This window comes from Desulfosoma profundi, from assembly GCF_055387865.1.
Genome location: NZ_AP042420.1, coordinates 2,900,072 through 2,915,341, shown reverse-complemented (window position 1 = coordinate 2,915,341; position 15,270 = coordinate 2,900,072). Strand labels below are relative to the sequence as shown.

Annotated in this window: 17 protein-coding genes; 3 read left to right on the top strand and 14 right to left on the bottom strand. The window is 58.6% G+C overall.

All coding sequences use genetic code 11. The annotated features are described in order from the left end of the window. Window positions 1-19: 19 nt before the first annotated feature. The 6 genes from hemC to ACZ5K9_RS12560 all read right to left on the bottom strand — a co-directional run bounded on the left by hemC (window position 20) and on the right by ACZ5K9_RS12560 (window position 4,312). On the bottom strand, window positions 20-955 hold the full coding sequence (hemC, locus tag ACZ5K9_RS12585) for a hydroxymethylbilane synthase (protein WP_464271680.1): 936 nt from the start codon (window positions 953-955) through the stop codon (window positions 20-22). 52 nt (window positions 956-1,007) lie between these two features. Beyond that, window positions 1,008-1,241, bottom strand: a complete 234-nt coding sequence (locus ACZ5K9_RS12580) for an FmdB family zinc ribbon protein (RefSeq protein ID WP_464271679.1) — start codon at window positions 1,239-1,241, stop codon at window positions 1,008-1,010. A 51-nt stretch (window positions 1,242-1,292) separates the two neighbouring features. Beyond that, window positions 1,293-1,670, bottom strand: a complete 378-nt coding sequence (locus tag ACZ5K9_RS12575; protein ID WP_464271678.1) for a cyclophilin-like fold protein — start codon at window positions 1,668-1,670, stop codon at window positions 1,293-1,295. After that, a complete protein-coding gene (locus ACZ5K9_RS12570; protein ID WP_464271677.1) occupies window positions 1,648-2,322 on the bottom strand; it encodes a GSU2086 family protein in 675 nt (224 codons plus the stop codon). The genes ACZ5K9_RS12575 and ACZ5K9_RS12570 overlap by 23 nt, the downstream gene beginning before the upstream one ends. 306 nt (window positions 2,323-2,628) lie before the next feature. Beyond that, window positions 2,629-3,258, bottom strand: a complete 630-nt coding sequence (locus ACZ5K9_RS12565) for a D-sedoheptulose-7-phosphate isomerase (protein ID WP_464271676.1) — start codon at window positions 3,256-3,258, stop codon at window positions 2,629-2,631. 49 nt (window positions 3,259-3,307) lie between these two features. Next, complete coding sequence (locus ACZ5K9_RS12560) at window positions 3,308-4,312, bottom strand: aminotransferase class IV (protein ID WP_464271675.1); 1,005 nt, start codon at window positions 4,310-4,312, stop codon at window positions 3,308-3,310. A gap of 212 nt (window positions 4,313-4,524) precedes the next feature. On the opposite strand from ACZ5K9_RS12560, the gene ACZ5K9_RS12555 reads away from it, so the two are divergent. Beyond that, window positions 4,525-5,223 carry an HAD family hydrolase gene (locus ACZ5K9_RS12555; protein ID WP_464271674.1) on the top strand — a complete coding sequence of 233 codons (699 nt, stop codon included), beginning with the start codon at window positions 4,525-4,527 and terminating at the stop codon, window positions 5,221-5,223. Beyond that, window positions 5,204-6,064: a PAC2 family protein gene (locus tag ACZ5K9_RS12550; RefSeq protein ID WP_464271673.1), complete on the top strand. Its 861-nt coding sequence runs from the start codon at window positions 5,204-5,206 to the stop codon at window positions 6,062-6,064. The genes ACZ5K9_RS12555 and ACZ5K9_RS12550 overlap by 20 nt, the downstream gene beginning before the upstream one ends. A 266-nt stretch (window positions 6,065-6,330) precedes the next feature. Here the strand turns inward: ACZ5K9_RS12550 and thiD are convergent, their stop codons facing one another. The 8 genes from thiD to ACZ5K9_RS12510 all read right to left on the bottom strand — a co-directional run bounded on the left by thiD (window position 6,331) and on the right by ACZ5K9_RS12510 (window position 13,904). Beyond that, on the bottom strand, window positions 6,331-7,146 hold the full coding sequence (gene thiD, locus ACZ5K9_RS12545) for a bifunctional hydroxymethylpyrimidine kinase/phosphomethylpyrimidine kinase (protein ID WP_464271672.1): 816 nt from the start codon (window positions 7,144-7,146) through the stop codon (window positions 6,331-6,333). 172 nt (window positions 7,147-7,318) lie between these two features. After that, the gene (locus ACZ5K9_RS12540; RefSeq protein WP_464271671.1) at window positions 7,319-8,467 is read right to left on the bottom strand and encodes a thiamine-phosphate kinase; all 1,149 of its coding nucleotides are present in this window, start codon (window positions 8,465-8,467) and stop codon (window positions 7,319-7,321) included. Further along, on the bottom strand, window positions 8,464-9,114 hold the full coding sequence (gene thiE, locus ACZ5K9_RS12535; protein ID WP_464271670.1) for a thiamine phosphate synthase: 651 nt from the start codon (window positions 9,112-9,114) through the stop codon (window positions 8,464-8,466). Before thiE ends, ACZ5K9_RS12540 begins: the two co-directional genes overlap by 4 nt. 242 nt (window positions 9,115-9,356) lie before the next feature. After that, window positions 9,357-10,526, bottom strand: coding sequence for a type IV pilus twitching motility protein PilT (locus tag ACZ5K9_RS12530; protein WP_464271669.1), 1,170 nt, complete (start codon window positions 10,524-10,526; stop codon window positions 9,357-9,359). 44 nt (window positions 10,527-10,570) lie between these two features. Continuing rightward, window positions 10,571-11,653: a type IV pilus twitching motility protein PilT gene (locus ACZ5K9_RS12525; RefSeq protein ID WP_464271668.1), complete on the bottom strand. Its 1,083-nt coding sequence runs from the start codon at window positions 11,651-11,653 to the stop codon at window positions 10,571-10,573. Window positions 11,654-11,677: 24 nt separating this feature from the next. After that, a complete protein-coding gene (locus tag ACZ5K9_RS12520; protein WP_464271667.1) occupies window positions 11,678-12,322 on the bottom strand; it encodes a metallophosphoesterase family protein in 645 nt (214 codons plus the stop codon). A 10-nt stretch (window positions 12,323-12,332) separates the two neighbouring features. After that, window positions 12,333-13,259, bottom strand: a complete 927-nt coding sequence (locus ACZ5K9_RS12515; RefSeq protein ID WP_464271666.1) for a radical SAM protein — start codon at window positions 13,257-13,259, stop codon at window positions 12,333-12,335. 15 nt (window positions 13,260-13,274) lie between these two features. After that, on the bottom strand, window positions 13,275-13,904 hold the full coding sequence (locus ACZ5K9_RS12510) for an MBL fold metallo-hydrolase (protein WP_464271665.1): 630 nt from the start codon (window positions 13,902-13,904) through the stop codon (window positions 13,275-13,277). Window positions 13,905-14,143: 239 nt separating this feature from the next. Between ACZ5K9_RS12510 and ACZ5K9_RS12505 the strand changes: the two genes are divergently transcribed. Next, window positions 14,144-15,238 carry a hypothetical protein gene (locus tag ACZ5K9_RS12505; protein WP_464271664.1) on the top strand — a complete coding sequence of 365 codons (1,095 nt, stop codon included), beginning with the start codon at window positions 14,144-14,146 and terminating at the stop codon, window positions 15,236-15,238. Window positions 15,239-15,270 lie beyond the last annotated feature (32 nt).

The window sequence follows — 15,270 nt, the reverse complement described above, 5'->3', positions numbered from 1 at the left end:
CTCTCACCACATTCCCCATTCAGACATTCCTCTGGGAAAAGATCGCGTCGAGAATGTCACGCGCGCCGGCATCCAGAAGCCGGCGCGCCACGTCGCGTCCGAGAATCTCTTCCTCACCGAACGGCGCGCTCCGACTCATGCGATACACCGTTGCGCCGTCCTCGGAGGCTACCAGACCCGTCAAGGTGACCGTCCCATCGTGGACCACCGCATGCCCGGCGATGGGCACCTGGCAGCCGCCCTGGAGTTCATCAAGAAAAGCACGTTCCGCCGTTATGGCCCGCCACGTGGGCTCGTGGTGCAACGGGCTCACAATCTCCCAAAGCGCATCATCGTCCTTTCGGATTTCAATTCCCAAGGCCCCTTGACCGATGGCCGGAAGAAAGTGGTCCGGGTCCATCACGGCTGTCACGGCCTCCTGCCAGCCCATGCGTCGCAGCCCCGCGGCCGCCAAAATGACGGCGTCATAGAGACCTTCGCGCACTTTGCGAAGACGGGTGTCCAAGTTCCCTCGAAGGTTTTCCACCCGGAGGTCCGGTCGAAGATGCCGGATCTGAGCGGATCGGCGCAGGCTGCTCGTGCCCACCACGCCCCCTTCGGGAAGCTCTTCCCACCCGGAGGCTTTGTGGGCAATGAGTACATCCCGGGGGTCTTCCCGGGGCGGGACGACTGCCAGAGTTAAAGGGGCCGGCAGTTGGGACGGGACATCCTTCATGCTATGGACGGCCAGATCCACCCGGCCGTCCATGAGAGCCTCTTCGATTTCCTTGACGAAAAGCCCTTTGCCTCCCACCTTGGCCAAAGGCACGTCTAGGATCTTGTCCCCCGTCGTCTTGATGATCTCCATGGTGACACGCAGATTCGGCCAGTGGCTTTCCAGCGCCTGCTTGATCATCTCCGCCTGGCGCAGCGCAAGAAGGCTTCCGCGCGTCCCGATGACCACGTGTGGCTTCACGGGTGCTCTCTCCCGTATGGATTTCGACAATGCAGCTTCCCGTGGACTCGTGTCAGTGACACGTCGTGCAGCTGCCTCCCGAGCACCCGGCGCATGATGAGGCTCCGGAACCCATGCGGCTGCTGGCCGCCCCTTTGTCCCCACCACTCTTGAACCCAAACACACTCATTTCACGATGGGCATCGCTTGAGCCGCACTTGGGACAGCAGACGGTCTCATCGGCTCGAAACACCAGGCTCTCGTAACGTTCACCGCAGCCACCGCATCGATACTCATAAATGGGCATAATGATCACCTCTCTGCTTTTATCGTTCGCACCTCAAAGTGCGTCTCCATCTTAAGTCGCAGACACAAGTCGAACAAGGTCTCCGTCTTGAATCTTTTTAAACTTCGTGGGATCGCCGCACACCTTCCCCACGATATTGACGGCACTGGCAGGGCGGATTTCCCCAGGTGCACTGATGGGTGTCGGGCCGAAGAAGATGCAAAAGGCTTTACCCCGAGGCCAATAGCCCAAATCTCCAGGGTTGACCAGCTCTTTTGCCCGAGAGTCCAAGGGCATGTCCACGGGGACGGCAAAGTAGATTTCATCGCCCCACGTGTTGGCTTCCGCCTCGATGGGCAATGCCCGAGCGATGGCCTGTGCCGTCGGGCTGTCGTTCAGGGTGGCGTCCATGATGAGCTTCGGGGTCTCAATACGAATCCGTGTCGGCATGGCGTCCTCCTTGATGAATGCTTTCCTTCACGGCTGCATAAAACAGCGGGAAAAGGATTTCGTGATGCCCCACGAAGGAAAACCCCCGTCCGGTGCCGGCCGTCGGGCGCTGGACCACGTTGACCTGAGGCCGATATTGGCGGACGAAGTCCATGTCGATGGTCGTGATCCCGGTTAAATTATGGCCGAGGTTCGCGGCAACAGCCACGGCTTTGAGGAACACCTCGGGAAGAATCACGGCCGATCCCAAGTTGATGTACACCCCGCCGGCAAGGCGAGACACCAAAGCACAAAACAGACGAAAATCCCTGTGACTCAACTTTCCCGTCGCCGCCCCGTCCATGGACGGATGCATATGAATAATATCGGTGCCGATGGCCACATGGACCGTAACCGGGATATCCAAGGCCGCCGCCGTAGCCAGGAGACTGTGGTCCACGTATGGCGCGGCACACTTCCTGAGGGCGTCTCCAACGGCACGTCCAAACCCCACCCGTCCCGAAGCCGCGGCACGACGCACCGCCTCATGGATAAAATCTGCCGTCTCCCGGGCCATTCCAAACCGGCCGGCATGAAGTTCCGAATCCACGTCTTCGGATGTTCTCCCCACAGGGGCGAACTCCACGTCGTGAATGACGCCGGCTCCGTTCAACGCCAGCCCCTTCAACCCCCCCCGAACGCATCCAGTCGATGACAAGAGGGCTCAAGCCCACCTTGATCGGATGCGCCCCCATGCCCAAAAGGACGGTGCGGCCGGCGCTCACCGCCCCGGCCGTCCGGCTGACGGCTGCCCGGAACTCGGCCCCGGCAAGCTGGTTCGGAAGGGACCGAAGAAAGCGGCGCAATGTCCCCCCCGCCACCCAAGGCACGCCCATATCTTCGAGCCGCACTTTACTCGGGCGGTCGGACAGGCTGATCGTGCGCACGTTTTGCAAAGACAAAGGTTCCATGGGCAAATCTAAACCCTCGGCGAACCTGAAACCTTCACGGAATCACCGGATCCAAAGAGCATTTCTTCGACAAGGTCACAGATCACATGGCCCACGACGATGTGGACCTCTTGGACACGGGCGGTTACGGCATCGGGCACGTGGATGATCAGATCACAGTAGATGTCCATATCCGTTTCCTGAAGACCGGCGAAGCCAAGGGTCCGCAGGCCGTGTTCCCGGGCCCATCGGAGGGCTCTCAAGACGTTTTCCGAGCGGCCGCTGGTGCTCAGCCCCAAGGCCACATCGCCCATCTCCCCGAGGCCGCGGAGCTGACGCACGAACACATCCTGAAAGGCGTAATCGTTGGCAATGCTCGTGAGTACCGAAGTGTCCGTGGTGAGAGCCACCGCCGGCAAGGGCGCCCTCTCTTTTTGAAACCTGTTGATGAATTCCGCTGCCAAATGTTGGCAGTCGGCGGCACTTCCCCCGTTTCCGAAAAGGTACAGGCGCCTTCGCGCACAAAAAGCTTCGGCCACCATCTGAGCCATCTTCACAATATTGTCCGCTTCACGTTCCTTCACGGCATCCAAAGCTCGAGCCGTCACCTCAAAGGTGGTGTGGACCCTCTGGACCCACACAATATGTTCGTCGCCCATGCCAAAGGCTCCTCGCTCGACCGTTTCATTTATGCCGGCCGACCCGGCTTCAGGATGCCGCTGCGTCGTCGTCCGACCATACGGGCGTGCGGACCCCCTGCCCCGACTCGACATCCTCCAGCATCAAGGAACGGAATCGGTGATACCACGGCCCGGGAACGCCGTCTCCGATGGGCCGTCCGTCATAGACGACCACGGGGAGGACCCCGAAGGTCGTGCCAAAGACCATGATTTCGGCGGCATCGTAGGCCTCTTCCGGGCGGATGTCCGCTTCGGCCACATCGGCAAGTTCCCCCGTCGCCGTCAGCTCCATGGCCAGCTCGATCATTCGGGTCACGGTCGTGCCTTTAAGGATGCGGTCGAACCTCGGCACTAAAAAGCGCCGATCCCGCGTGATGATGCCCACATTCTCCGTCGCACCTTCCCCAAGAAACCCATTTTCGTCAATGGACACGGTAAAATCGACTCCGGCATCTCGGGCTTCCTTGGTCATCAGGACGTTGGGCAGGTAGTTGCAGCTCTTCACGTTGGCGAAATAGGATTTTTTGATGGGAATGTGGCTGCTTTTTAGGGTGAAACCCTGGGCGAGTTTTTCCTCGGGCACGGGGTGCATTCGGGTGACGACAATGTAAAGTTGGCTCGAAGGACATTCATAGGGATCGGTGCTGAAACCGCCCGGCCCCCGAGAGATATAGAGCCTGACGAGGGCGTCGCGGACTCCGGCCGCACGAACGGTTTCCTTGATCAGGCGAACGAGTTCCCGCCGGTCCACAGGCCAGCTCAGTTGGGCGATTTCCGAAGAACGCGCCAAGCGGTCCAGATGCCGGTCGAGGAGGTACAGATAGCCGTTGACACACTTGAACGCCTCGAAGACGCCGTCCCCGCGATGCACCAAATGGTCGTCCACAGGAATCAGCATAACCCGGGCGTCCGTGCAGATTCCGCCGTACCAGCTGGAGTACATGGCAAGGTATTCGGCGTGGTAAGATTTGTTCATTTGGATCAAACGATCCACCACAGCGTCGAAACTCAACACGGGAACACCCCCGCCCATTCTCAAATCCTCCCGCTCCTGTTATGGACCCCCTGGGTTCATCGCCACCCGTCGGCATTTTGTCAGAATCGCAGTCCTATCACAAATTGTGCAGCCTTTTCAAAACGCCTCACAATAGTCAAGGCAATGGGGATGTGCAAGGCTTGTTGCGATTTCCAAAGGCGATGATATAGTTTGGTGGTCAACGGAAAACCCCCGACCTTGAGGAAGACATGCTCATCCAGACCATCCTCTTCGACTTCGACGGGACGCTGGCAGAGCTCCACATTGATTTTTCCGAAATGAAAAGGCGCATCGGCGTCATCGCCGCCGGCTATGTGGGGCGTGCCCCTGAACCTGTGCCTTTGCCCGCCCTGGAATGGATCGACGCCATCGCCCGAACTCTGCCCGACGGCCCGGCAGGGCAAGCCCAAGCATTCCGAGCCCACGCATTGGCTTCTATCGAGGCGCTGGAAATGGAAGCCGCCGCACGTGGAAATCTCTTTCCGTTCACGCGTTCCATCTTGACGGAACTGCACGACCGGGGGATCAAGATCGCCGTCGTCACCCGCAATTGCGAACGAGCGGTGCGCACGGTCTTTCCCGACCTGGATCGGTATGGGTTCCGACTGTTTGCCCGGGACCACGTGCGCAAGGTGAAACCCCACCCCGAACACCTGCGTACAGTGCTGCACGCTTTGGATGCACCTTATCCCCATGCCTTGATGGTTGGGGACCACCCCTTGGACATCGAAACGGGGAAACGCTTGGGTCTGCGCACAGCCGGCGTGGCCAGCGGCCGGATGTCTTTGGCCGACCTGGAAGCCCGTGATCCCGATTGGGTCGCAGAAAATTGCGCAGTGCTTTTGGAAAGACTCGATGCGCAGCGACTCTTGCCGAGGAAGCCGTCCGATGGCCTTATTTCAGTCTAATCACACGCCGCAGGTGCGGTGGATGGTCGTGGCCCTGAGGGGATGGCCCGATGCCGGCGGCATGGCGGATTCAGTCTTTTCGCTGATCCAGAAAAAACTCCCGTGCCGCCGGATCGCCCGCATGATGATGGATGATTTCCTGGATACGGCGGAACACCGACCAGTGGTTGAGATCCGGCACGGGATCTTGAAAGATTTACGATCGCATGCGATCGACTTTTATCAACCCGAGGATCCGGCCCACCGCCATGTGGCCTTTGCTGTTGGACCGGAACCCACTGTGCGCTGGGAAGGGTTTCTGTTTCAATTTTTTGCCGTCGTGAAAAATTGGGAGTGTGAGAAATTGCTCCTTCTGGGCAGCCTTTACGACCAAATTTTTTACGATGAGGTCCGTATCTCCGGCGTGGCCACGAATAGTGAAGGGTACAACCTGCTGCGGCGGTGGAAATGCCAGCCCGCCGATTACGAAGGGCCGGCTTCGGTGCATTCGGCGATTCTGAAGGCTTCGGTTGACGAGTCCATAACCGCTGTGAACCTGTGGGCCCACGTGCCGTTCTACCTCAAGAGTCCTCAGGAACTCCTGATCCATCGGATCATGGAGATCGTGGGAGACTTCGCGGAGATTCCTTGGGATCTCGGGGACATCCTTGAGCAATGGAAAAACCGGGAATGGGAAATCGAGCAGATCCTTTCCCAGGATCCGTCACTTGCGGAACAACTCCGCGAGCTGCGCAAACAGAACGCCTCTCCGGCCGGCGGGTCGGCGCCTCACCGCGGTGAAGTCATCGATATCTCACGGTTTCAGAAAAGAGGAAAGAACGACGACAAAGATCGTTCCTAAACACCCCACTGGCCCACTTCGCCCCTAAATCCGCACAGGCCCTTTTCACCGCCGCCCCGCGAAGCCCCAAGCAGTCCTGCACGCTCTCTTTCCGCACAACCCGCCTCGAAAAATCTTTTGAGCCTTCGGGAAAAGTCGGCTTCTCGGCAGGACAAGCCGGGAGTTGGTTTTTCAGGGCGAAGGGGCATTCCTGGCCGATTGTGCTGCGCCGGAAGCCGAGGGTCCCGAAATCGGGGCACTTTCGGGGAACTTTTGTGAGGCCCCGCTCAGGGGTGAAAACTCCACCCTGCCAGCCGGTACAACGCGTAAAAATGGTGGACAGGGCCATGACCTTTGCCCAAAGGCAGCGCTTCGCGGATTGCCCCCGTAATGTACTCTTTGGCATGGACCACGGCATCCAGCACATCCAACCCCTTGGCCAGACCGGCAGCAATGGCGGAGGCGAACGTGCATCCCGTGCCGTGGGTGTGAGGGGTCTCGTAGCGAGTTGTGGGAAAACGCACCACCCGTTGCCCATCATCCAAAATGTCCATGGGATCTCCGGGCAAATGACCACCTTTGAGGACCACATACCGAGGCCCCATTTGTGTGATCTTCCGGGCTGCCTTTTCCATGTCCTCCGCGGTTCTGACCGGAAACCCCACGAGGACTTCCGCTTCGTGCAGGTTGGGTGTGACCACGAGTGCCAAAGGGAGAAGCTCTTCCACCAGGGCCGAAACGGCTTCCCGATGCAGTAACGGATCGCCGCTTTTGGCCACCATGACCGGATCCACCACCAGAGTGGTCAAACCCAATTCACGCACATCCTGGGATACTTGACGGACAATGGCCGATGTGGCGAGCATCCCTGTCTTGACGGCATCCACCCCGATGTCTTCCACCACGGCCCGAATTTGGGCGGACACAAATGCCGGATCCACTTCCAGCACCGCACGCACTCCGACGGTGTTCTGGGCCGTCAACGCCGTCACCGCGCTCATGCCGAACACCCCCAAAGCGGCAAAGGTTTTGAGATCCGCCTGGATCCCAGCGCCTCCGCCGGAATCGGACCCGGCGATCGTCAATGCCCGGGGAATTCTCATGGGTGACCCTCTCTTTTCTGAGGCCGCACCGAAACGGTTTGTCCCCCTGGACCACCAAATCTCGATCCGACCGCGACCTTTCTTGAAAATCTTAAACCCGTCTGAAAAACGCCCTGGCACGCCCGGCCGGTCAGCGCCGAACACCTGGCTGACCCATGGGCTTCGATAGGTTCTAAGCCCGAAAATGGTCCCACGCCCGCTGCGGCGTCTCCACGGCGGATCCGTCGGAGCGGACGCATCGGATGCCTTCTTCTTGAGGCACAATCCGCCCGATCACCCGGCACGGAACAGCCCCTGATCGTGCCAGCGCTCGCTCGATGTCCCCATACCCTTGGGGATCGACCGCCGCGAGAAGTTCGTAGTCTTCTCCCCCGTACAATGCCCACAGCAGGGGATCCTGACCGACGGCTTGTGCGACCGCCTCGCAGGCCGCATCCACCGGCACGGCCTCGGCGTGAATCACGGCCCCAACCCCGCTTGCATGGCACATGTGGGCCAAATCCCCCATCAGCCCGTCGCTCACGTCAACCATGGCGTGCACCCAACCCGATGCCGCCAGAAGTCGCCCTTCCCGAAGGCGGGGTTCGGGAAGCCGGTGTCTGTGCACCGCGGCATCCCTCATTCTTTCGTCCACAGCGGGAATATCCACATTTCCTTTAAGTTTTTCCAGTGAACGATCCACGCATGCGCCTTCACTTCCGGAAAAAGGACCGGAGACAGGCCCCGAAGGGTCCGCTTCACGATCCCCGGGCTTCCCGCAAAGATTCCACCTCAGGCATTCCAGGCCCGCTCGGGATCCCCCAAGCACTCCGGTGACCACGATGAGATCCCCCACCTGGGCGCCATGGCGGAGGATGACTCTGTCTGGATCCGCTTCTCCCAGCACCGTGACATCGATAACGATGCGGTCCGGATGCTTGGCTGTGTTGCCCCCCACGAGGACGGCCCCATGGCGGGTCAAGGCATCACCCAAGCCTCGGTAGAGATCCTCGATCCATGGCACGGGCGTGCTTTCCGTTACCATCAAAGACACCAGGGCCCAGAGGGGATTGCCGCCCATGGCCGCAATGTCGCTGAGATTGACCGCCGCGGCCCGCTGTCCCAAGGCGTAGGCGGGAACGGAACAGCGCACAAAATGGACGCCCTCGATCTGGCAATCGCACGTCGCCAACAGCACACGCCCGGTTGAAGTGCGCAGAACGGCCACATCGTCCCCGATTCCGACGAGGACGGACGGCGCGGCCTGAGGGAAAAGCGATCGAATGCGGTCGATGAGCCCGAATTCGCCGACTTCTTTGACGGTAAGCGATGAGGCCGTCATGGGATCGTTCTGGAGAGTATCAGGTTTTTCAAGGTGCGAGCCGCATGTTGGGGATCGTCCTGACCGAGAACCGCCGAAACCACGCACACGCCGTCAACACCAGCGGCCATGACGTCCTGGACGTTCCCTGCGTGGATGCCGCCAATGGCAACAGCCGGGCCGCGCACCCATTGCATCAGCCTTTTCAGCCCGTCCACCCCCATGGGGCTTTGATGGTCAGGTTTTGTGGGAGTGGCAAAGACCGGCGCCAAAGAAATGTAGTCCGCTCCGCCCTGCTGGGCCTCCTCGATTTCCTTCTTGTTGTGGACCGTCACCCCGATGATCCGATCCGGGCCGAGGAGGCGTCGCGCCACATCGAGGGGCATATCGTCCTGACCCAGGTGCACCCCATCGGCGTCTACGGCCAGGGCCACATCGATGCGGTCGTTAACGATGAACCCGGCATGGTAGTGACGACACAACGCCGCCAAGGCCGCGGCTTCTTGGACCATGAGGCGTGTGGATTTCTTCTTTTCCCGGTACTGAATCACCGTGGCGCCCCCTCGTAAGGCCGCCTCCACCGTCTCGAAAAGCCCACGATGCCCGATCACTCCGGAATCGGTGATGACATAAAGGGACCAATCCAGCTTTTTTTTCAGGCCGCTCATGCCCTTTCCCCTCGACGACAGCTCAACCCACCGAAGCCCGAGCCTGAGGTTCCACCGATCTTTTTCCGAAAAACTCTTCCCCTGGGAACACCGGCTGCCTTCCCGTGGGGATCGAAGAAAAGACGCGGACCCTTTGTGGGAACATGCCCATCCACGGCCAAGTCCTGGTTACGCCGATTCCATGGACGCGGACACACCGGCCCGGGACCGGCGCAAACCCGGTTCTGGATCGGGACAGGGCGCTAGAGGATCTTTCTGGAGTATTCCTGATCGATACCGAGTCCTTCGATATCTGTCGTTTTTTCGCCCCGAGCCGCTTTGAGACGGTCCACGCCGCGTTTCACTTCCGCACGGTTGGAGGCGTAGCCCAACGCCGTCTCTTCCGTGATCAGACCCTTTTCGTACAACGCCACGATGGAATCGTCAAACGTTGTCCAGCCGAACGGGCGCGCCTGTTGCATCATTTCGTAGAACGTCTTCCCTTCGCTTTCGCCGTGGATGACCGCCTCGCGGACTCGCAAATTATTCCCCATAATTTCGAAGGCTGCCACTCGGCCGCCCCCAACCTTGGGCAACAAGCGTTGGCTGATGGTCCAGCGCATGGCGTCAGCCAGACGGATGCGGATGAGCCGTTCTTCCTCCAGTTCGAACATGCCGATGATCCGGTTTACCGTGTGGGACGCATCTATGGTGTGCAAGGTCGTCAAGACAAGATGGCCTGTTTCGGCGGCGCTCAACCCGATTTCCACCGTCTCCCGGTCGCGCATTTCGCCCACCAGGATGACCTTAGGCGCCTGGCGCAACGCGGCCCGCAATCCGTTGGCGAAGGTATCAAAATCTTGCCCCAGTTCCCTTTGGTTGAAAGTGGCTTTCAGCTGTGGGTGGACAAACTCCACCGGGTCTTCCAAAGTGACCACATGCACTGACTTGGACCGGTTGATTTCGTTCAAAATAGCCGCAAGGCTCGTTGTCTTACCGCTTCCGGTGGCCCCGGTGACGAACACAATGCCGTTTCTTTCTTCGGCGATGCGCTTGAACACCTGGGGCAGCTCCAGCTCCTCGATACTCATCACCCGGGTGGGGAGCACACGCATGACCACAGAATAGTAGCCCCGCTGTGAAAAAACATTCACACGGAAGCGGGCACGGGCATCCAAGGCGTAGGAGAGGTCGCACGAGCCGGTATCCAGGAGGTTTCGGACCAGACGTCTGTCCGGGCCGATAAGAGCAAGGGCGATATGTTCCGTGTGATACGGGCTGAGCACACCCAGACCCAGATCGGCACAGGACGGCCGAAGCACCCCGTCCACTTCCGCTTGGATGGGCTTGCCCACTGTGAAGTTGATGTCCGAGAGTGTTGGGTGTTCATCGAGAAGCCGATGCAGAATCCGATTCAAGTCTTGGCGTTTCATGGAATGGCCGCTCCCTTGTGGGGTTCGTCATTCCCCCATCTTCGTCACACCTCGGTGAAATCTGTCGGGGGTTCGGTGAGGAACTGCTTAAATTTCTCTTTCTCCACACACTTCATGTAGGCTTCGTTGGGACTGATGCGCCCGGCCCGGAGATGTTCCATGATGCCGTCGTCCAAAGTCTGCATCCCGTATTTTTTCCCGGTCTGTATGGCCGAAGGGATCTGATGGGTTTTCCCTTCACGGATCAGGGCCCGGACGGCGTGGGTGGCAATGAGGATTTCCAGAACGGCGACGCGGCCCTTGACATCGATGCGTTTGAACAGGGCTTGGGACACCACCGCCCGCAAGCCATCGGCGAGAGTGGATCGGATCTGGGCCTGTTCCCCAGTGGGAAAGACTTCGATGATGCGATCCACGGTCTTGGCCGCGCTGGTCGTGTGCAAGGTGGAAAAAACCAGGTGCCCTGTGGCCGCCGCTTCTATGGCCAAGCGCATGGTTTCCAGATCGCGCATTTCACCGACCAGGATGATGTCCGGGTCTTCGCGCAGGGCCGCACGGAGAGCAGTGGAAAACGTTCGGGTATGGGTCCCCACCTCCCGGTGGTTGATCACACAGTTTTTGCTCTTATGGACGAACTCGATGGGGTCTTCGATGGTGATGATGTGGTCTTTTCGCTTCCGGTTGGCTTCGTCGATAATGGCCGCCAGGGTCGTGGATTTCCCGCTTCCGGTCGGCCCCGTGACCAAGACCAGCCCCCGAGGCAGCATGGCCAACCGGGAAAGCACAGGAGGCAGGCCCAGTTGCTGCACCGTGAGAATCTCTTCCGGAATCTCACGAAAAACCGCCCCGATGCCGTTTTTCTGCATGAAAAAATTGGCGCGGTATCGGCCGAGGCCGGGAATTTCATAAGAAAAGTCCAGATCCCCTGTTTCTTCAAAGATCTTGATCTTGTCTTCAGGGGTGATTTCGTAGAGCATCGAGCGCAACTCATCATCATCCAGCACTTTGAATTTGACCCGTTCCAGTTCCCCGCGAATGCGCAGGACGGGCTGCTGGCCTGAAATCAAATGCAGGTCTGAGCCTTTCTGATCGTGCAAGAGTTTGAAAAACGCATCGATTCTCGCCATGTGGAAACCTCTCCGTGACGACCTTCAGACGCTGTAAAACTCCTCGTCGGGAAGACACACACAGGTCAGCTTGTTACCGTAAACCGCGCCGGTATCGATCCCGATCTTCCGTCTGTCCACGAAGGGTTTCAAAAACGGCGTATGCCCGAAGATGACTTTCTTGCCGAAGTCATAATCGGAATTGATGAATTCGTTCCGGATCCAATAGACGTCCTCATCAGACTGCTGGTCGAGGAGGACGCCCGGGCGAAACCCTGCGTGGACAAACAGGTAATCGTCCGTTTCGTAGAACTTCTTGAGTCCACGCAGGAAATTTTTGTGGGATTCTGGGATGACGCATTCCCCGCCGTCATTGCCCACGGAATAACTGTGAATCGTGCTGGCTCCCCCGTTGATGAGGAAGAACTCCACGTCCTTGTCTCGCAGGTAATTTTCCATCATGAGTTCGTGGTTGCCGCGCAGACACACCACGTCCAGACCCTGGGCCATGAGCTGGAGCACGCGGTGGATGACCCCTCGGGAATCGGGACCGCGGTCCACGTAGTCCCCCACGAAGACCAACCGATCCTTCCCCTCCCGAAAAGGGATACGGTCGAGAAGACGTTCCAGTTTGGAGAGCATGCCGTGGATATCACCCACAGCATAGATTTTTCCGATATCTTGGGCCATGATCCACCTGTCACCAGAGGATGAACCGGCGGGTTCGACGGTCCAGTCGGGTCAGTCCTGCGGATCGAGCTGCATTGAGGGCATTTTCGTATTCGAGCGCCGAGATGCGACGCCTCAGTGCCGGGACCTCCATGGCACGGCCGCACGGGTGGTACTGGTTCATGATGTTGATGTAGGTGTTGGGCGACACATTCTCGGCGATAAAGCGGCAGACCTCGGCCGTACCGGCCAGATCGTCCGGCATGACCAAATGGCGGACAAGGAGGCCTCTCACCGCAATGCCCGAGGGATCCAACGTCAGGTCACCAACCTGACGGTGCATTTCCCGTAACGCCTCCCGCGCCCGTTGCGGGTAATCTTCCGCCTGACACAAATCTTTGGCGACCTGAGGGTCCCAAAACTTAAAGTCGGGCATGTAGATGTCCACGACCCCCTCCAAAAGCCTCAGGGCCGGCACGCGTTCGTAACCACCGCAGTTGTAGACCAGCGGCACCGTGAGGCCCCGTTGCACGGCGAAAGGTAAAGCCTCAAGAATCTGCGGCACCACATGAGTCGGGGTGACGAAGTTGATGTTGTGGCACCCGCGGTTTTGCAGCTCCAGCATGACTTCGGCCAACTGTTGGGGAGAGGCTGGAACGCCGTGCCCTTGGTGACTGATGTCGTAATTTTGGCAAAAAAGACACAACAGATTGCAATGGGTAAAAAAGATGGTTCCCGACCCGTTTTGTCCCACCAAGGGATCTTCTTCGCCGAAGTGGGGGCCGTAACTGGACACCACGGCATACCGGCCGGTGCGGCAGAATCCTTTCTCGTCGGCAAGCCGGTTCACCATGCACAGACGTGGACACAACGAGCATTTTTTGAGCCACCGCAGAGCTTTTTCGATCTTTTGCTGTAAGCGCCCGGTGCGATAGGCTTCCACGTACGCCGCCGCCATGGCCCCCTCCTCTTTCTATTCCTTCTTCAGAACAACGACGCGCACGATCCCTTCCAGAGCTTTTTGGAACCGTCGCGCATCCTCTTCCGATCCCACAATGGCACCGTAATGCATGGGAATGGCAATCTTGGGCGCAATGGTCTTGGCCGCTTCAACGGCTTCCGCCGCGTCCATCACGTAAGTGCCCGAGACGGGCAGGAAGGCGATGTCCACTTCAAGCCCTTTCATTTCTGGGATCAAGTCCGTATCGCCGGCATGGTAATAGGAAACACCGTCCAGAGTGACCACGAACGAAAGCATGGCGGCCGACTTGGGATGAAACTTCTTGTTGACATTGTAGGCGGGGAAAACCTGGATGACCACCCCATCCACTTCAAGGCGGTCCCCCGGCTTGACGACCCGCACTGTTCCTGAAAGTTTTTTGGCGGAAGCGGCATCGGTCACAATGACCGTTCCGGGCTGTTGGACTTTGGCCACGTCCGAAGGTGAACAGTGATCGAAGTGTTCATGGCTGATCAGGATCACGTCCGCAGGGGGGCCACCCTTGATTTCATAGGGGTCGAAGTAGATGATCTTCGTCCCGTCCACACGAAAGGCGTCGTGGCCGAGCCAATGGATCTTTTTCAGGGCTTGATCCAGGTCCATGGAACCCTCCTTATCCTTCCTTGTGTTCATGCACTCCAGACTTTCCTAAACAATTCTTCCATGATGGACTCGTAACCGGCCCATCCCGGATATGTCAATGTCCGGGGTGTGGCCATGACGGGTCTCCTGTCCAATGCAGAAGGTTGCCTCCCCGACCCCTTTTGGGTAGGATGATGAGCAAATACCAGGCGGCCCGACGCGCCGCGAGAACGTGAAGGGACTGAGGACCCCCGAAAACCATGGCCATCAGTGTGGCGTTGATCCGAAAACTCGACCAGATGCCCCCGGATCTGCGGGAAGTTCTCCTCGCAATCATCGAGGAACTGGAGCAACGGCGCCAAATCGCGGTGAGCAAGAGCGATTTCGCAGAACTCAAAGAAATCGTCGCCGATTTAGCCGCTGCTGTGCGTGAGCTGGCCGAAGCTCAGCGTCGTACCGAAGAACGCGTGGACGCCCTTGCCGAAGCCCAAAAAAGAACTGAAGAACGCCTTAACGAACTCGCCGAAGCTCAGAAAAGAACTGAAGAACGAGTCAACGAACTCGCTGAAGCCCAAAAAAGAACCGAACTGCGCCTTAACGAACTCGCCGAAGCTCAGAAAAGAACTGAAGAACGAGTCAACGAACTCGCTGAAGCCCAAAAAAGAACCGAACTGCGCCTTAACGAACTCGCCGAAGCTCAGAAAAGAACTGAAGAACGAGTCAACGAACTCGCTGAAGCCCAAAAAAGAACCGAACTGCGCCTTAACGAACTCGCCGAAGCTCAGAAAAGAACTGAAGAACGAGTCAACGAACTCGCTGAAGCCCAAAAAAGAACCGAACTGCGCCTTAACGAACTCGCCGAAGCTCAGAAAAGAACTGAAGAACGAGTCAACGAACTCGCTGAAGCCCAAAAACGGACCGAGGTGGAAGTCGGCTCCCTGGCGAAGAACCTCAGAGGTACACGCGAACAGGTCGGCGGGTTGTCGCGCAGCTTGGCCTATGCGCTGGAAAATGAAGCTTACCGCAAACTGCCGGCCTACCTGAACAAGGTCCACAACATTCGTGTAGTGGAAAGCATGATCCGAACGGAACTGGCCGATGAGGAAGTGAACTTTTGGGCGAAGGCCTTGAAAAACGGCAAGGAAGTGCGGCTTGTGGGCGAATCCGTCCTCAGGCTGGACGATGTTTCAAAACTCAAGGCTCTCAGCCGAAAACTTCAAAAGATCAGCCGTACCCTCGCCGTGGAACTCGTCCCCATCCTGGTCACGCACTATGCCAAACCCAAGGTCTTGCAGCAGGCCACCGAAAAGGGCATTCTCGTGGTGCAAAGCTACCAATGGGACCAGGATCTATGAGAAAGTCCTTCTTCCGTCCGCCGGTCACGCTT

What these genes read in the sequence shown, in the direction of transcription:
- ACZ5K9_RS12530 (WP_464271669.1), bottom strand. Translation starts at nt 10,526, where the DNA reads ATGAAACGCCAAGACTTGAATCGGATTCTGCATCGGCTTCTCGATGAA.
- ACZ5K9_RS12565 (WP_464271676.1), bottom strand. Translation starts at nt 3,258, where the DNA reads ATGGGCGACGAACATATTGTGTGGGTCCAGAGGGTCCACACCACCTTT.
- ACZ5K9_RS12540 (WP_464271671.1), bottom strand. Translation starts at nt 8,467, where the DNA reads ATGACGGCCTCATCGCTTACCGTCAAAGAAGTCGGCGAATTCGGGCTC.
- ACZ5K9_RS12520 (WP_464271667.1), bottom strand. Translation starts at nt 12,322, where the DNA reads ATGGCCCAAGATATCGGAAAAATCTATGCTGTGGGTGATATCCACGGC.
- thiE (WP_464271670.1), bottom strand. Translation starts at nt 9,114, where the DNA reads ATGAGCGGCCTGAAAAAAAAGCTGGATTGGTCCCTTTATGTCATCACC.
- ACZ5K9_RS12525 (WP_464271668.1), bottom strand. Translation starts at nt 11,653, where the DNA reads ATGGCGAGAATCGATGCGTTTTTCAAACTCTTGCACGATCAGAAAGGC.
- ACZ5K9_RS12555 (WP_464271674.1), top strand. Translation starts at nt 4,525, where the DNA reads ATGCTCATCCAGACCATCCTCTTCGACTTCGACGGGACGCTGGCAGAG.
- thiD (WP_464271672.1), bottom strand. Translation starts at nt 7,146, where the DNA reads ATGAGAATTCCCCGGGCATTGACGATCGCCGGGTCCGATTCCGGCGGA.
- ACZ5K9_RS12510 (WP_464271665.1), bottom strand. Translation starts at nt 13,904, where the DNA reads ATGGACCTGGATCAAGCCCTGAAAAAGATCCATTGGCTCGGCCACGAC.
- ACZ5K9_RS12505 (WP_464271664.1), top strand. Translation starts at nt 14,144, where the DNA reads ATGGCCATCAGTGTGGCGTTGATCCGAAAACTCGACCAGATGCCCCCG.
- ACZ5K9_RS12550 (WP_464271673.1), top strand. Translation starts at nt 5,204, where the DNA reads ATGGCCTTATTTCAGTCTAATCACACGCCGCAGGTGCGGTGGATGGTC.
- ACZ5K9_RS12515 (WP_464271666.1), bottom strand. Translation starts at nt 13,259, where the DNA reads ATGGCGGCGGCGTACGTGGAAGCCTATCGCACCGGGCGCTTACAGCAA.
- ACZ5K9_RS12575 (WP_464271678.1), bottom strand. Translation starts at nt 1,670, where the DNA reads ATGCCGACACGGATTCGTATTGAGACCCCGAAGCTCATCATGGACGCC.
- ACZ5K9_RS12560 (WP_464271675.1), bottom strand. Translation starts at nt 4,312, where the DNA reads ATGGGCGGGGGTGTTCCCGTGTTGAGTTTCGACGCTGTGGTGGATCGT.
- ACZ5K9_RS12580 (WP_464271679.1), bottom strand. Translation starts at nt 1,241, where the DNA reads ATGCCCATTTATGAGTATCGATGCGGTGGCTGCGGTGAACGTTACGAG.